This window comes from Thalassobacillus sp. B23F22_16, from assembly GCF_043496955.1.
GTDB lineage: Bacteria > Bacillota > Bacilli > Bacillales > Halobacillaceae > Thalassobacillus > Thalassobacillus devorans_A.
This window is the reverse complement of record NZ_JBIEKD010000014.1, coordinates 44,841-60,255: the sequence shown is the minus strand read 5'-3', so window position 1 is coordinate 60,255 and position 15,415 is coordinate 44,841. Positions and strand designations below refer to the sequence as shown.

Annotated in this window: 13 protein-coding genes; 12 read left to right on the top strand and 1 reads right to left on the bottom strand. The window is 43.6% G+C overall.

Going from position 1 to position 15,415, the window contains the following annotated elements:
• Positions 1-293: 293 nt before the first annotated feature.
• Complete coding sequence (locus tag ACGTNI_RS12245; protein ID WP_394462770.1) at positions 294-1,535, bottom strand: dicarboxylate/amino acid:cation symporter; 1,242 nt, start codon at positions 1,533-1,535, stop codon at positions 294-296.
• A gap of 502 nt (positions 1,536-2,037) precedes the next feature.
• Between ACGTNI_RS12245 and ACGTNI_RS12240 the strand changes: the two genes are divergently transcribed.
• The 12 genes from ACGTNI_RS12240 to ACGTNI_RS12185 all read left to right on the top strand — a co-directional run bounded on the left by ACGTNI_RS12240 (position 2,038) and on the right by ACGTNI_RS12185 (position 15,378).
• A complete protein-coding gene (locus tag ACGTNI_RS12240) occupies positions 2,038-2,472 on the top strand; it encodes a ferritin-like domain-containing protein (protein ID WP_394462768.1) in 435 nt (144 codons plus the stop codon).
• A 506-nt stretch (positions 2,473-2,978) separates the two neighbouring features.
• Positions 2,979-4,286, top strand: a complete 1,308-nt coding sequence (locus tag ACGTNI_RS12235; protein ID WP_394462766.1) for an ABC transporter substrate-binding protein — start codon at positions 2,979-2,981, stop codon at positions 4,284-4,286.
• 198 nt (positions 4,287-4,484) lie between these two features.
• Positions 4,485-5,345 carry a carbohydrate ABC transporter permease gene (locus ACGTNI_RS12230; protein ID WP_062441566.1) on the top strand — a complete coding sequence of 287 codons (861 nt, stop codon included), beginning with the start codon at positions 4,485-4,487 and terminating at the stop codon, positions 5,343-5,345.
• The gene (locus ACGTNI_RS12225; RefSeq protein ID WP_394462764.1) at positions 5,345-6,166 is read left to right on the top strand and encodes a carbohydrate ABC transporter permease; all 822 of its coding nucleotides are present in this window, start codon (positions 5,345-5,347) and stop codon (positions 6,164-6,166) included. Before ACGTNI_RS12230 ends, ACGTNI_RS12225 begins: the two co-directional genes overlap by 1 nt.
• Positions 6,167-6,186: 20 nt before the next feature.
• The gene (locus ACGTNI_RS12220) at positions 6,187-7,209 is read left to right on the top strand and encodes a LacI family DNA-binding transcriptional regulator (protein ID WP_394462762.1); all 1,023 of its coding nucleotides are present in this window, start codon (positions 6,187-6,189) and stop codon (positions 7,207-7,209) included.
• A 63-nt stretch (positions 7,210-7,272) separates the two neighbouring features.
• On the top strand, positions 7,273-7,992 hold the full coding sequence (locus tag ACGTNI_RS12215; protein WP_394462760.1) for a ThuA domain-containing protein: 720 nt from the start codon (positions 7,273-7,275) through the stop codon (positions 7,990-7,992).
• 21 nt (positions 7,993-8,013) lie between these two features.
• Entirely contained in the window at positions 8,014-9,045 is a 1,032-nt protein-coding gene (locus ACGTNI_RS12210) for a Gfo/Idh/MocA family protein (protein WP_394462758.1), read from the top strand.
• Positions 9,046-9,051: 6 nt separating this feature from the next.
• Positions 9,052-10,092, top strand: coding sequence for a Gfo/Idh/MocA family protein (locus tag ACGTNI_RS12205; protein WP_394462756.1), 1,041 nt, complete (start codon positions 9,052-9,054; stop codon positions 10,090-10,092).
• A 19-nt stretch (positions 10,093-10,111) separates the two neighbouring features.
• Positions 10,112-11,080, top strand: coding sequence for a sugar phosphate isomerase/epimerase family protein (locus ACGTNI_RS12200; RefSeq protein WP_394462754.1), 969 nt, complete (start codon positions 10,112-10,114; stop codon positions 11,078-11,080).
• Positions 11,081-11,106: 26 nt separating this feature from the next.
• Positions 11,107-11,799 (top strand): YesL family protein, encoded by a 693-nt coding sequence (locus ACGTNI_RS12195; RefSeq protein WP_394462752.1) that lies wholly within the window; start codon positions 11,107-11,109, stop codon positions 11,797-11,799.
• A 277-nt stretch (positions 11,800-12,076) separates the two neighbouring features.
• Positions 12,077-13,693, top strand: coding sequence for a long-chain-fatty-acid--CoA ligase (locus ACGTNI_RS12190; RefSeq protein WP_394462750.1), 1,617 nt, complete (start codon positions 12,077-12,079; stop codon positions 13,691-13,693).
• 701 nt (positions 13,694-14,394) lie between these two features.
• Complete coding sequence (locus tag ACGTNI_RS12185) at positions 14,395-15,378, top strand: quinone oxidoreductase family protein (RefSeq protein ID WP_394462748.1); 984 nt, start codon at positions 14,395-14,397, stop codon at positions 15,376-15,378.
• Positions 15,379-15,415: the final 37 nt, after the last annotated feature.

Sequence of the window (15,415 nt, the reverse complement as noted above, 5' to 3'; positions counted from 1 at the left end):
AAAAATAATAAAGAAACCCGTTCATTATTCGGATTAGAAGGAAAATTCAGACTAATAATAGTGTCTTAAACTTTTGTCGAAAAAGCAAGAGGGTTTTCTATATGTGTGAATATAAACATATACATTTTTGGGGATGGATCATGCAGCCTTAATTCCCGGCTATACCTAATCCTAATACCGTCTTTGTCTCAATAACATACTGACTTACCGACAGCCTATCGTTACTTTAAGTAATTATGGAGTTATTAAAGCATAAAAAAGGAACAGGCGTACTGCCTGTTCCTTTAACTGTACTACGAAATTTCTTCAGCCGCAGGCTGTTCAGGTATCCCGTGTTTTTTCTCAGATTCTGCAACGACTACTGCGCATGCAGCATCGCCATAGACGTTGACTGCTGTACGAACCATATCCAGGAGACGGTCGATACCGAGGATTAACGCAATACCTTCCACAGGCAGTGCGACCTGGTTAAGCACCATTGCCAGCATGATCAATCCAACCCCTGGAACACCCGCTGTACCGATACTTGCAAGTACGGCAACGACTACGACCATGACCAGCTGACTGAATGCCAGGTCGGTGGCATAGACTTGAGCAATAAAAATGGTTGCAACCCCTTGCATAATTGCTGTTCCGTCCATGTTGATCGTAGCTCCCAATGGCTGTACGAAACTGCTGACAGGCTTAGGGACTTTCAATTCTTCTTGTGCTGTTTTCATGGAAATTGGCAGGGTGGCACTGGAACTAGATGTACTGAAAGCCACGGTTGCTGCCGGGAAGAACTTCTTGAAAAAGAAGATAGGACTCATTTTACCTAAGAAAGACACTGCTGAACCATAAACGGCAAATAAGTGGATAAATAATGCCGCAATTACGACGAGCATATAGGCAAGCATTGCTACAGCACCATCTAATCCCATGGTTCCGATAGCGGATGCAAGCAAACCGAACGCCCCGTATGGTGCAAATTTCATAATTACATTTACCAGGAACATCATGATTTCATTACCCTGTTCAATGACTCTCATGACACTTTCTGTCTTTTTGCCAAGCATGGCTAGTGCGAAACCGATAAAGATCGAAAATGCAATGATTTGAAGCATGTTGGCTTCTGTCATCGCCTGGATGGGGTTAGTCGGTATGATATTTGTAAATGTTTCAATTACGGTTGGTGCTTCCTGACTTTCATACTCAGCACCAGCTGTATTGAAGTCGCCGCTTCCAGGCTGGAAAATGTACGCCAGTGCGATAGCAATTGTAATGGCAACTGTCGTCGTAGCAAGGAAAAAGCCGATGGTCTTACCACCGATACGACCCAGCTTTTTTGGATCACCGAGTGACGCTACCCCTAAAGTAATTGAAAAGAATACGATCGGTACGACGAGCATCTTGATGAGGTTAAGGAAGATGGTACCGAGCGGACTGAAGATATAGGTATCTAATGTAGTGAACAACTCCGGTGCGGAAAAATGCAGAAATAAACCTACAGCAGCACCGAGAAGAAGACCGATGAGAATCTTGGTTGTCAATTTCATAGTTTTGTTCCCTCCTGTGTTAAGTGATGATATTCAATTGTTTGTGGTTGCGGGTTGGAATGGATAGTGGGTGAGACCAGTCTCGCAGGGGTGTTTTTCTATAAAAACGACCGAACTCGAGGCTGGGTCGCTTTTTCCCCTTTTATAAACTACCATAAAAATTATTGCACGTAAAAAGGTTTCGATTAATGTGGGAATAATTTAATAATTATGTAATTAATACGTAATAGAACTAACAATTAGAATCAAAAAATGTAAACAACCCCGGGTTATCCAATATTTGGAGGAAATGGGGTGCACCGTTAGATTTCATGTATTTGATTTGTGTTTTAGTTAAGAATAAAGTGGTACAGGTGCTAACTAACTGTGATGTTTCTCACTTCTTGATGTTTTACATTTCTCTACAATGGTACATAGAGAGAGAAAGGTTTAAGTACAGGATGATACGGGGATAGGTATAATGGAATGAACGAATCAACTATTTTAGAAAGGATGTTGTTTAATGGATGCAAAAATGAAAGAACTGATTGACGGTTTGAATGAAGACTTGGCACATGAGTATGCAGCATCAATTATGTACACCTTCAATGCAGCTACAGTTGATGGTTTATACTATTCTGTACTGAAACCATTCTTTGAAGGAGAAATTGGTGATGAGCAGGGACATGCGCTGTACTTGTCCGAAAAAATCAAAACATTAGGTGGAACCCCGACAACCAAGCCGGCAGAAGTCAAACAGCTGGAAAATGTAAAGGAGATGCTGGAAGAGGCGCGTAAATCAGAGCAAGAAACGATCAAGCGTTACGAAATCCGCAAAGAACAAGCGGAAGATCTGGGTCTTACAGAACTAGTCGTAAAGCTTGACGATATGATCGCCGATGAAACACACCATATGGAAGAAATGGATCGCCTCCTGGCAGATCCACGTCTCCAGTAATACTGTAGAAAACTCCAGTAATGCTGAAAAGGACTCGCTGGAGTTTTTTTATTGCTTTGATCGTTCACCCCGGGACCCTCCAAAATCTGGAGGGTCCCGGGGTGTTTTGACTCTTTATCTGCTTCCCTGTTTTACAAGGGCATTCGACAATTTATCTGAAAATTACTATTGTTTTTCTATTTTATGCATGATATTATTTGATTAATGATTTTATGCAAACGTATTCACAAAAATTGCGCAATGAATAGTTTATAGCTTTATTGAGTGTCTTTTTAATGGTTTGCATTTTTTTACATACCAGAATGCAAACGTATGCACTGTGTTTTTTCTAGTACTTTATGAAAGTTTAACTTTGTTGAAGGATTAAAGTATAAGCAACACTTAGGCTTTCGCCATAAGGACTTGGCGATAAACCAAGTGTTTCTATTAATCTACTGATTCGTTGACTTTTTTTGTGGATACGTGGAAGCGCATACAATCAAACCATCCTAAAAGGAGTGTCTAGTATGAAGAAGAAAAAGTTTTACGGGATAGCTTCTGCTTTATTGGCATCCACAATTGCGTTGACTGGTTGTTCTTTTGGTGAAGATTCCAGTTCAAGTTCCAATTCAGACGAAAATTCGGGAGATCAGGTAACCATTGATATTTTCCAATTTAAAGTAGAATTCAAAAACCAATTTGAAGAGCTGACAGACAAGTATGAAGAAGAAAACCCTGATGTAAATATTAATGTCAAAACAGTCGGTGGCGGTAATGATTATGGTTCCTCTTTGAAAACGTCGTTCTCTTCCGGAGAAGAACCGGACATTTTTAACATTGGCGGACCTTCCGACTTGGAGCAATATGAAGACTACCTGGCAGATCTCTCCGACACCGATGCTGCTAATGCAGCTCTTGACGGCACGCTCACAAGTGTCAATAAAGATGGAGAAACACTTGGTTTGCCGTTCAACCAGGAAGGTTACGGTATCCTTTATAATAAACAAATCTTTGAAGAAGCAGGTATCGATCCAGCTGAGATTAAGACACATGAAGATTTAGTGGAAGCAACAGAATTATTGGAAAGCAAAAAAGATGAGCTGGGTATTCAGGCTCCGTTCGCTTTGCCTGCTAAAGAAACGTGGGTTATCGGAAACCATTTAGCAAACGCATTCTTAGCAGATGAATTCAATCATGATGTTATGGAAGCTTATAATGCCGATAGCGTTGAATTTGCGATGGGAGATCAAATGAAACGCTTCCTGGATCTCCAGAACGAATATTCCGTACAACCTACATTGAGCCTGGATTACTCTCAACAAGTTGAAGAATTGTTCTCTCTTGGAGACGTCGCTATGATTCAGCAAGGGAACTGGGTGTATAATACTATTCTGGAAATGGATCCAGAAATGGCAGAGAATAATGTAGGCATCATGCCAATTCCTGTAGAAGGATATGAAGGCAGCCTTCCTGTAGGTGTACCAATGTACTGGTCTGTTAATAAAGAGTCAGAAGAAGAAGTCGTTCAGGCAAGTAAGGACTTCCTGGACTGGATGTATACTTCCGAGGAAGGTAAAAAGTTTGTAACAGAAGAGTTCAAGTTCATCCCTGCATATGAAGGGTATGAAGATCAGGAAATCGCTGATCCAATTTCCAAAGATATTTATGAATATGCAGCGGAAGGCAATACATTAGGTTGGGTCTTCCTTGGTGCTCCAACGAACTGGACAGAAGGAAGTCTGGCAGTCAATATGCAGCAATATTTAAGCGGAGATATTACATGGGACGAAGTAGAAGAGAATGCCCGTAATGATTGGGAAAAATCACGTCAGTAATTAAATAATCATGCTGTCATAAAGGTTGTTCGTTTTTGGACAACTACTGAAAATATCTCTTCTGTCAGGTATCGGTCAGATACCGATTTCCCTGATAGTTGAGATGTTTTCATTTATTCATCCGTTCTGCACCAGAAGCAACAAACCACGAGCGATAGCAATAGTGGTTATCGTGCTCAGTTATTGGAGGAGATACACATGCAAAATCGCAGTCCGGCTTTTTGGCTATTCCTTACCCCTGTAATCCTGGCATTAGGAATCGTTGTCGTCATTCCATTCATTTATGGTCTGTTCTATTCATTTACCGATTGGAATGGTTTAAGAGCGACACAGTTTATCGGGTTGGAACATTACATAAATCTGTTCCAGGAAAAAGAGTTTATGAATTCGATCTGGTTTACGATAAAGTTTGCGGTAGCTTCCGTGTTATTGTTGAACTTTTTTGGCCTGGCTTTGGCATTGATTGTTACTCGTAATATTAAAACGAATAACTTGCTTCGAACTGTCTTCTTCATGCCAAATCTGATAGGCGGTCTGATTCTAGGTTTTATCTGGCAATTTATTTTTATCAGTGTATTTGGTGATGTGGGGGATCTGCTTGGCGTTGAAGGTATGAAAGGCTGGCTCTCAACGACCGAGACCGGTTTCTGGGGTCTGGTCATTCTGACGTCATGGCAAATGGCTGGTTACATTATGATTATTTATATCGCCTACCTGGAAAATATTCCGAAAGAGTTGATCGAAGCAGCTAAAATCGATGGTGCCAGCAGCTTTCAACGCTTTAAAAATATTACTTTCCCGCTTGTGGCACCAGCTTTCACAATCAGTATGTTCCTGACTTTATCGACATCTTTCAAGATATATGATCAGAACTTATCACTGACCAATGGCGGGCCTTTTAATTCCACGCAGATGGTAGCGATGGAGATTGTCCGGACTGCCTTTTCCGATAATCAAATGTCCTATGCTCAGGCAAAAGCAGTCATTTTCTTCTTGATTGTTGCTGTCGTGGCGCTGACACAGGTTTACTACAATAAGAAACGAGAGGTTGAGATGTAATGAAAAACCAGGAAAAGAAAAGCTTATTCTCAATCGAAATTCTCGGTATCCTTCTGGGACTTTTGTGGATTGCACCGTTTTATCTCATGATCGTCAATGCCTTTAAAACGAAACGGGATATTTTCAGCGGAGTACTTGGCCTTCCTGAAACCTGGGAATTCGATAACTTCATCCAGGCGTTCATTGATCTCAGTTTCTTGAAATCATTATTCAATTCCGTAATGATCACTGGATTTAGTGTAGGAATCATCATCATTTTTTCATCAATGGCTGGCTATGCACTGGCAAGAAATAAAAGTAAGTTCAGCGGCTTCTTATTCTTTGTCTTCGTGGCAGCTATGCTGATTCCTTTCCAATCCGTCATGATTCCATTGATTTCAATTTTTGGGCAGGCAGATATGCTTAATGCCACCGGGTTGATTTTCATGTATTTAGGGTTTGGATGCAGCTTGTCTATTTTCTTATACCATGGTGCCATGACCGGTGTATCGAGATCTCTAGATGAAGCGGCAATCATTGATGGAGCTAGCCGCTTCCAGTTATTCTGGAAAATCATTTTCCCATTGTTGAAACCGATATCGGTGACGGTCGGGATATTGAATGTCATCTGGATTTGGAATGACTACTTGCTTCCGTCCCTTGTATTAAGCGAAGCAAATGCAACGATACCATTGAAAATGTTTTATTTCTTTGGTCAGTATACGAAACAGTGGCATTTGGCTCTGGCTGGTCTGACGATTGCCATCATTCCAGTTATCATTGGGTACTTTTTCGCTCAAAAACAGATTATCAATGGTGTGTCTGAGGGCGCGGTAAAATAATAGACAGGAGTGGATAGAAGGTGTCAGTTACAATCAAAGATGTAGCGAAACAGGCGAATGTGGCGCCATCCACGGTATCACGCGTCCTTACCGACAGCCCAAGGATCAGTGAGAAGACGAAACGGAAAGTACGGAAGGTCATGGAGGAAATGGGCTATCATTTGAATTTCAGTGGACGGATGCTTGTACAGCAATCGACTCAGACGATCGGAATAGTGATGAAGGGTTCATCCAGCCATTCATTCGACAATCCATTCTTTTCCGATGTATTGCGAGGAATTAGTGCTTCCTGTCATAAACATGATTATAGTATCAATATTACAACAGGTGATTCTGAAGATGCGATTTATCGCGATGTCATCAAGATGGTTCAAGGAAAACGAGTGGATGGGGTGATCGTTCTTTATTCAAAGGAAGACGATCAAGTAGTGCCGTATTTGCGCGAGCGTAATTTTCCATTTGTCATGATTGGGAAACCTACGGCAGATGCCAACGATATTATATATGTGGACAATGATAATGTGCAGGCAAGTAAAGAAGTAGCAGAATTTTTGATTAATCTCGGTCATGAAAAGATTGGCTATATTGGCGGGGATACTCATTTTGAGGTCACAACCGCCCGGTTAGCTGGCTTCCAACAAGCTGTTGTTGCCTACGGTATCGATATTCCCAATAGGTTTTATAAAAATATCCAACTAAGCAGTGGTGATGCTAAAAAAGTTGTAGGAGAATTGCTGGGCGTTGATGAACCACCTACAGCATTGATAGTTACCGATGATTTTAATGCGTTAACTGTTATGCTGGCGCTCCAGGAACAAGGAATTCGAATTCCGGAAGAGATGAGTGTGATCAGTTTCAATAATACGATTATCTCCCGATTGGCCAACCCGCCACTGACAACAGTGGATACTCAGCCCTATCAGCTTGGATATGAGTCTGCGGATTGCCTCGTTGGGCAACTTAGAAGCGACGAGATTTTCAAAAAAAGTGTCATCGTACCAACAGTGATTGTGGAGAGAGCTTCCTGCATGACCAGGAAATAGAAATAAAATTTTATCTTAATAAGTGAAAACGTTTGCCATTTTGTAATTAAAGGAGAGAAGTCAATGAATATTTTAGTTTGGAACGAGTTTCGTCATGAAAAGGAGAATGAGGTAGTTTCTGATATCTATCCAAACGGCATCCACGGAGCGATCGCCGGATTTCTTGAAGGAGAAGGCCACCAGGTGAAAACTGCGACACTAGATGAAGAAGAGCATGGGCTGACTGATGACGTGTTGGCTGAGACCGACGTTTTATTATGGTGGGGCCACAAAGCTCATGACGAAGTGGAAGACGAAATCGCAGAAAAAGTGAAGCAGCGTGTACTGGATGGAATGGGACTTGTCGTCCTGCATTCTGCCCACTTTTCTAAAGTTTTCAAAAAGCTAATGGGAACGACCTGCGATTTGAAATGGCGTGAAGCGGATGAAAAAGAACGGTTATGGATCGTTGATCCGAGCCATCCGATTACCGAAGGATTAGGCCAGTATATCGAGTTGGAAAAAGAAGAGATGTATGGAGAGCATTTTGATATCCCGGCACCGGACGAGCTTTTATTTGTCAGCTGGTTTGAAGGCGGAGAAGTTTTCCGAAGCGGAGCGACATTCCGACGCGGTCGCGGGAAGATTTTCTATTTCCGTCCTGGTCATGAAACGTATCCGACTTACCATAATGAAGAAATTCAAAAAGTCATACAAAATGGTGTGAAATGGGCTTATAACCAGGGAACTCCAAAGCATGTTTATGGTAATGCACAGCCATTAGAAAACATTTCTGAAAAATAATCAATCAGGGGAGGCAGAAAAATGGATACATTGAAAGTTGCAATTATCGGTTGCGGAAGCATCGCACAAAATCGTCACCTGCTGGAATTTGAAGCAAATGAACATGTAGATATTACTGCGGTATGCGACATTGTGGAAGAACGAGCAATGGTGACAGCAGAGGCGTTCGGCGCCCAATCATACACAAACTATGAAGATCTTTTGGAAAAGGAAGAAATCGATGCAGTCAGTGTTTGTCTGCCGAACTATTTACATGCCCCGGTGTCGATCGCAGCATTGGAAGCAGGCTGCCACGTACTTTGCGAAAAGCCGATGGCGACATCCAGTGAAGAAGCAGAGAAAATGATCGAAGCGGCGGAACGTAATGGAAAGAAATTGATGATCGCTCACAACCAGCGATTCGTTTCTTCTCATGAGCGTGCACGCAAGCTGATTGAATCAGGTGAAGCAGGAAAGATCTACAGCTTCCGTACAACTTTCGGCCATGGCGGGCCAGAAGGCTGGAGTGTTGATGGCGCGGACAGCTGGTTTTTCAAAAGAGATGAAGCGTTCATCGGTGCGATGGGGGATTTAGGAGTACATAAAGCTGATCTCCTGCGCTATCTTCTTGGTGAAGAGTTCGTTGAAGTAGCCGGCTTTGTCGAAAATAATGCCAAAGAAAATGTGACCGTCGATGACAATGCGGTCTGCATTTTACGAAGCGAGTCCGGGGTTGTGGGTACGTTAACAGCGAGCTGGGCCTATAACGCGAACGAAGATAATTCGACCGTCATCTATGGCGAAAAGGCGACATTGCGTTTGGAAGATGATCCTGACTATTCACTGGTTGTCCAATATACGAATGGAGAAGTAGTGAAGTACGAGCTTGGCCAGATTCAGTCTAACGAAGAGGGCGGTCAAACCAATACCGGGGTGATTGATCATTTTGTTGATTGTATTGTTGAAGACAAACAGCCATTGATCGATGGCGAGGAAGGTAAACGTTCGTTGGAAATCATCCTTGCAGCCGTGGAATCAGGAGAAACGAAACAAATTACCAGGTTGGCGAAGTGATCACTGATGCAAAAACTTAGAATGGGGATTATTGGAGTAGGCGGGATTGCCACACAACGGCACATCCCTGCCTATCAATCACTACAAGACCAAGTTGAATTAACCGCCGTACACGATGTAAATAACGAACGTGCCAGACAAGTTGCTGAAGAATTCAGCATTCCTCATGTAGTAGACGATTACCATGACCTGTTTGAACATGTCGATGCCGTCACCATTTGTACGCCAAACAAGTTCCATGCCGAAATTTCTATTGCGGCTTTGGAAGCAGGGGTCCATGTGATGTGTGAAAAGCCGATGGCGATGACAGCCGAGGAAGGAACAGCCATGCTTGAAGCGGCAAAGAAGAACGACCGGCTGCTATCGATCGCCTATCACTACCGCTATACCCCGGAGGCTCGACTGGCAAAAGAGGTCGTAACCAATGGGGAGATCGGTGATCCATTGGTAACCCGTGTCCAGGCACTTCGCCGCCGCAAAGTACCAGGGTGGGGCGTATTTACGAATAAGGAATTGCAAGGTGGCGGAAGCCTGATTGATTTTGGCTGCCATTTACTCGATTTATCACTTTGGCTGCTTGATAATCCAAAGCCAGTCGAAGTAATCGGCAAAACTTATGATCGACTCAGCAAAGTTCCAGGCCAGGTCAATGACTGGGGTCCATTTGATCATGAAAAGTTTGATGTCGATGACCATGTGACCGCCTATATCACATTTGAAAATGGTATGTCGATGCAGTTCGAAACATCATGGGCAGCCAATATTAAGGAAGATAACACGTCATTAAGCATTTCAGGCGTTGATGGCGGTCTTGATGTTTATCCATTCGAGCTTTATCAGGCCAAGTATGGAGCCGTATGGGACAGCAAGGTCAAAGTCCCGGAAGAAGAGACAGATCCAGGTGTGCTGCAGGCGAAAAATTTCATCGAGAGCTGTAACGGCGATGCCAGATTGGTAGTCGAGCCGGAACAGGCATTGAAAGTGACAGAACTGATGGAAGCGATCTATTTAAGCAGTGAAACTGGTTCAAGTATTAAGCTAACTTAACAGGATGGAGGAGAGTACCATGAAATTAGGCGTATTTACCGTGTTATTTTCTGATAAGAGTTTTGAAGAGATGCTGGATCATGTGAGAGATGCCGGTTTGAAAGCTGTCGAAATCGGTACCGGCGGCTATCCAGGTAATGCTCATTGTAATGTTGATGAACTTTTGGAAAGCGAAGATAAGCGTCAAGAGTATCTGGAAAAGGTTCACTCCCGCGGTTTGACGATCAGCGCATTCAGCTGTCATGGCAACCCGTTATCACCGGATGAGGATTTCGCAAAAGAATCCCACGATATTTTTGTGAAAACGGTCAAGCTGGCAAAGCTGCTGGACGTGCCGGTTGTCAATACATTTTCCGGCACACCGGCAGGGGCAGAGGGAGATAAGACACCAAACTGGCCTGTCACTCCATGGCCGGGCGAATACTCTGATGTTCTGGAATGGCAATGGAGAGAAAAGCTGATTCCTTATTGGAAGGAACAAGGCAAGTTTGCAGAAGAACATGGTGTGAAAATCGGTTTGGAATTGCATGCCGGCTTTCTTGTGCACACACCATATACGATGCTGAAGCTTCGGGAAGAGACGAGTGATGCCGTCGGGGCAAACCTTGATCCGAGTCACTTGTGGTGGCAGGGAATCGATCCGGTCGCCGCTGTAAAAATTCTTGGCAAAGCGGGCGCTATCCATCATTTCCATGCCAAAGATACGTATATCGATCAGGAGAACGTCAACATGTATGGCCTTACTGATATGCAGCCGTACGGTGATGTTCAGACACGTGCCTGGAGTTTCCGCTCTGTCGGTTATGGACATGGTATTCAGGAATGGTCTAATATTGTAAGTGCGCTGAGAACTTATGGGTATGACCATGTCATCTCGATTGAGCATGAGGATCCAATCATGTCGATCAATGAAGGGTTCAACCAAGCTGTGAAGAATTTGAAAGCAGTCAATATCGAAGAACCGCCGGCAGATATGTGGTGGGCGTAAGTTGATGAGTTGAAGGAGGAGATCAGGTGAAGCCATCAGGATTTATGGGAGGACTCTATGTTGTAAGCGAGTGGGTTATGCGATTTTCCCTCGTCAACTTACAATGGGTCGTCTTCAACTTACCGATTGCCCTCCTTCTAATCAGCATGTTATATGTAGAAAAAACAGAAGACCTCTTTTATTTAGCGGTGCCTCTTATCGTGCTTATACCCGTGTTGTTTTTCCCGGCAACGAACGCGATGTTCGCCAAAGCACGGGAATGGGTACGTGAGGCAGAAATGGAAAGGGAACCTCGGAAATATATCAGCTATTATAAAGAAAATTACCTAACCAGCCTACTCGCAGGCATTGTTTTTGTCACCTTATGGGTCGTCTGGCTTGCTGATATTTATTACTTTTCCGATAAGAACCAGGTGATTATGAATCTGTTCGTTGTACTGGGAATATTGCTGTTTATTTTTACCGTGAATTTCTTCTCGGTTAGTGCTCACTATAATATGAAACTCCGTGGGCTGTTACGCCAGGCTTTTTTCATCACCGTAGGAAGTCCACTTTTATTTCTGGCAGTTTCGATAACAAGTGGCATCGTTTTGTATATTAGTCTTAATGTATTCCCGATTATCATACCGCTGTTTTCAGGAAGTTTGATTGCTTTCCTGGCATTCTCTGCCTTCTACCGGCTGTATTTAAAAATAGTAGCGAAAAAATTGAAACGATAGTCGTGCTGCAGGTTACCTTAAAGTGCCTGCAGCTTTTCTATGATTTCTTTTAAAACTGTAAGTGAGTGTATGACCTATCCGACTAATTATGTGAGCAAATCCCCTAACCGTGAGAGTTACGGTCTTAATGGTGGAAGTTGTCTCAGTAAACGAGCAATTATGCTGATTATTTTAATTGAATATTCTGAACTATTATTATATAGTTGGAAGTAACTGCAAGAAGGTATATACAGATTGTTTTGTAAGCGTTTTCACTAAATTATAGGGGGTTACATATTTGGAGAAGGTATGGAAAAAGCATTATCCAGATCGTATCAAGAGCGAAGTTGATATTCCTGACATAGCACTTACAGAGTTTTTAACAAGGTCAGTCGAGCAATTTCCCGACAACACGGCTATCACCTTTTTTAACAAAACGATCAGTTATAAAGAATTAAGTATGCAAGTGGCGGCTTTTGCCTCGTCACTGCAGCATCGCGGAGTACAAAAAAGTGACCGGGTCGCTATTATGCTGCCGAACTGTCCTCACTATGTCATTAGTTTTTATGGAGCCTTAAAGTCAGGAGCTGTTGTCACACAGGTCAACCCGATGCTGGTGGGGCGGGAATTAGAGCATATTTTAACGGATTCAGGAGCGGAAACACTTGTGATTTATGCTCCGCTGGTACCTGTTTTAGAAAAAATCAAAGAAAACACGCCAGTAAAAAAAGTCATCGTGGTAGACTTTGCGCAAAAGTATGAACCGGTAAACGATGAAATCGAATTTACCACTTTCCTGCAAACCGCGCCAGGTCCTCCCAAACAAGTAGCAATCAATCCTGCGGAAGACGTCGCTGTGCTTCAGTATACAGGAGGAACAACAGGCAGATCCAAAGGAGCGATGCTGACTCACCGGAATTTGGTCGCTAACGTGATTCAGACCCATGAATATTTTAAAGATGATATTGAACCTGGAAAGGAACGTTACCTAACAGTTATACCTCTATTTCATGTGTTCGGAATGACGGTCTGTATGAATCAGGCGATCCATTCTGGCTCGAGTATGATTCTGTTGCCAAGGTTTGAGCTGGAAGAAGTATTGGAAACAATCAAGCGTGAACAGCCAACGTACTTCCCAGGTGTACCGACCATGTATGTTGCCATCACCAGTCATCCGAAAGCAGAGCAATATGGCATAGACAGTATCCGCGTCTGTAACAGCGGCAGTGCGCCGATGCCTCAGGAATTGATGAGAAGTTTTGAAGCAAAAACAGGCGGCCGTATTTATGAGGGATATGGACTATCAGAAACAGCCCCTGTCACTCACTGCAATCCTATGTTTGCCGAACGAAAACCTGGCAGTGTTGGAATAGGTGTACCATCGACTGACTATAAAATTGTCGATGTCGGCAACGGAGTGGACGAGGTCCCGATAGGGGAAACCGGAGAAGTAATTGTCCGGGGGCCTCAGGTGATGAAAGGCTATTGGAACATGCCGGAAGAAACAACGCTTGCCCTTCGTGACGGCTGGCTTTACACTGGGGACATCGCCCGTGTCGATGATGAAGGATACTTATATATCCTCGATCGGAAAAAGGATTTGATCATCGCAGGCGGCTTTAATATCTACCCCCGTAACATTGAAGAGATCCTTTACGAACACGAAGCCGTGCAGGAAGCGGTTGCAGTTGGAGTGCCGGATGAATATCGCGGGGAGACCGTGAAAGTTGTTGTGGTGTTGAAAGATGGAAAATCAGCAACAGAGGAGGAGCTAATCGCATATTGCCGTGACAATATGGCGGCCTACAAAGTTCCTTCATCCGTAGAATTCAGAAGTGAACTACCAAAAACGAATGTCGGGAAAATCCTTAGACGGAAAATCCGGGAAGAAGCCGTAAGCAAAGCGAAACAATAGCCCCTTTAAAAAATATAAGATGCCTATTCAGCCAAAAAGTCGAAGACTTGATTTCGAGGTATCTACGGTTCTTCACCTTAAGAGTGTCAGGGGCGGCTGGGAAACTAATCGCTTTCCAGCTTCATCGCCTAGACACTCGCGACATAAGCAGTCCATCAACGGGAGAAAGACCACTTCCCTTTTGCTGTTCTGCTTATGCGTGTCGTGTCTCCCAAGGCGATTACGCATTCATTTCTTTCCTGTGGGGGAACTGGCGAGCTTCCTCGGGCTATCGCCCTGTGGGATCTCGCCTAGATCCTTCTCCCGCGGGAGTCTCGCAGTTTACCAAGCACCCCATTTGAAGAATGGGAGAAACGAACCCTCCCATATCTGTAGAGGTCTTCCGCTAATATGCACAAGGTTGAAAGTTACAAACGCGCTTTTATGAGTAGCTCTTCCTTTGGTTGAAGAACTGCATATCGACGTTTCCGTTTACCTCACCAAAGCAAGGAGGTCCGGGAAATTGCGAGACTCCAATGGGAGAATAGTACATGGTGAGATCCCGCAGGGCTTTAGCCCGAGGAAGCTCACCGTACACCCATGGAAAGCGAGTGATTTCCCGGACCTCCAAACACTTACTACAGTAACGGAAACAGTTTCTCTCGAAACTGAGTCTTCAATTAAAGGGAGCTATAACTGTAATAGAGAATATGGAGGTAATTATGAAAGCAATACAATTCACAGAATTCGGCGGGCCTGAAGTATTGGAACTGATTGATATGGAAATTCCAGAGCCTGGCGAGCAAGAAGTATTAATAAAAACAAAGGCCATCGGCGTAAATTACGCTGATACGGCAAGGCGGGAAGGCCAGTATGTAGTTGAAACAAAACTTCCCTATGTACCAGGATCAGAAGTAGCAGGCGTTATCGAAAAAGTAGGAACCGGTGTCCAGCATTTTAAAGAAGGCGATCGAGTCGTTACGCTAATAGGGAATGAACGGGCAACCGGGTATGCCGAATACACTGTTGCTGATGAGCGCGGGCTTATTCCAATACCGGATGGAGTGGATGAAAACCATGCTGCAGCCATCCCGCTCCAAGGGTTGAGCGCCTATCATATTATCAAAACGATGGGCCGGCTGGAGAAAGGAGAAACGATTCTGATTCATGCTGCCGCTGGAGGCGTCGGGTTATTTGCCATTCAGCTGGCGAAGCTTTTCGGTGCTGGAAGAGTTATAGGAACAGCAAGCAGTGAAGAAAAACGAGCGCTTGCGAAAGAATACGGAGCAGACGAGGTTGTCGATTATACCAAAGCAGGATGGGAAAAAGAGGTACGCAAACTGAATGATGGCAGAGGTGTGGATGTCGCATTGGAAATGGCAGGAGGAGACATTTTTCATCAGACGCTTGATTGTCTTGCCTCTTTTGGAAGACTCGTCATCTATGGTGTTGCAAGCGGAGAGCAGCCTCACTTTTATCCATCTCGTTTGATGGCAAAAAATCAGACAGTTACTGGCTTTTTTCTGCCACAAATCATGAAAAAGCCGGACCTGTTCCTTGATAGTTTAAAAGAAATACTAGCTTATATTGAAGCGGGTCAAATAAGATTAGAAATCGGCGGGGTATTTTCTCTCGAAGATGCTGCGGAAGTACACCGAAAGCTGCAAGGTAGAAAGACAAAAGGAAAATTGATTTTAAAACCATAATGTAAAAAGGCCAGAGGATCTCTATAATTAGAGTCTC

Excerpts from the sequence above, each read along its gene's own strand:
- ACGTNI_RS12230 (WP_062441566.1), top strand. The coding sequence starts at position 4,485 with ATGCAAAATCGCAGTCCGGCTTTTTGGCTATTCCTTACCCCTGTAATC.
- ACGTNI_RS12205 (WP_394462756.1), top strand. The coding sequence starts at position 9,052 with ATGCAAAAACTTAGAATGGGGATTATTGGAGTAGGCGGGATTGCCACA.
- ACGTNI_RS12245 (WP_394462770.1), bottom strand. The coding sequence starts at position 1,535 with ATGAAATTGACAACCAAGATTCTCATCGGTCTTCTTCTCGGTGCTGCT.
- ACGTNI_RS12225 (WP_394462764.1), top strand. The coding sequence starts at position 5,345 with ATGAAAAACCAGGAAAAGAAAAGCTTATTCTCAATCGAAATTCTCGGT.
- ACGTNI_RS12200 (WP_394462754.1), top strand. The coding sequence starts at position 10,112 with ATGAAATTAGGCGTATTTACCGTGTTATTTTCTGATAAGAGTTTTGAA.
- ACGTNI_RS12215 (WP_394462760.1), top strand. The coding sequence starts at position 7,273 with ATGAATATTTTAGTTTGGAACGAGTTTCGTCATGAAAAGGAGAATGAG.
- ACGTNI_RS12185 (WP_394462748.1), top strand. The coding sequence starts at position 14,395 with ATGAAAGCAATACAATTCACAGAATTCGGCGGGCCTGAAGTATTGGAA.
- ACGTNI_RS12240 (WP_394462768.1), top strand. The coding sequence starts at position 2,038 with ATGGATGCAAAAATGAAAGAACTGATTGACGGTTTGAATGAAGACTTG.
- ACGTNI_RS12235 (WP_394462766.1), top strand. The coding sequence starts at position 2,979 with ATGAAGAAGAAAAAGTTTTACGGGATAGCTTCTGCTTTATTGGCATCC.
- ACGTNI_RS12210 (WP_394462758.1), top strand. The coding sequence starts at position 8,014 with ATGGATACATTGAAAGTTGCAATTATCGGTTGCGGAAGCATCGCACAA.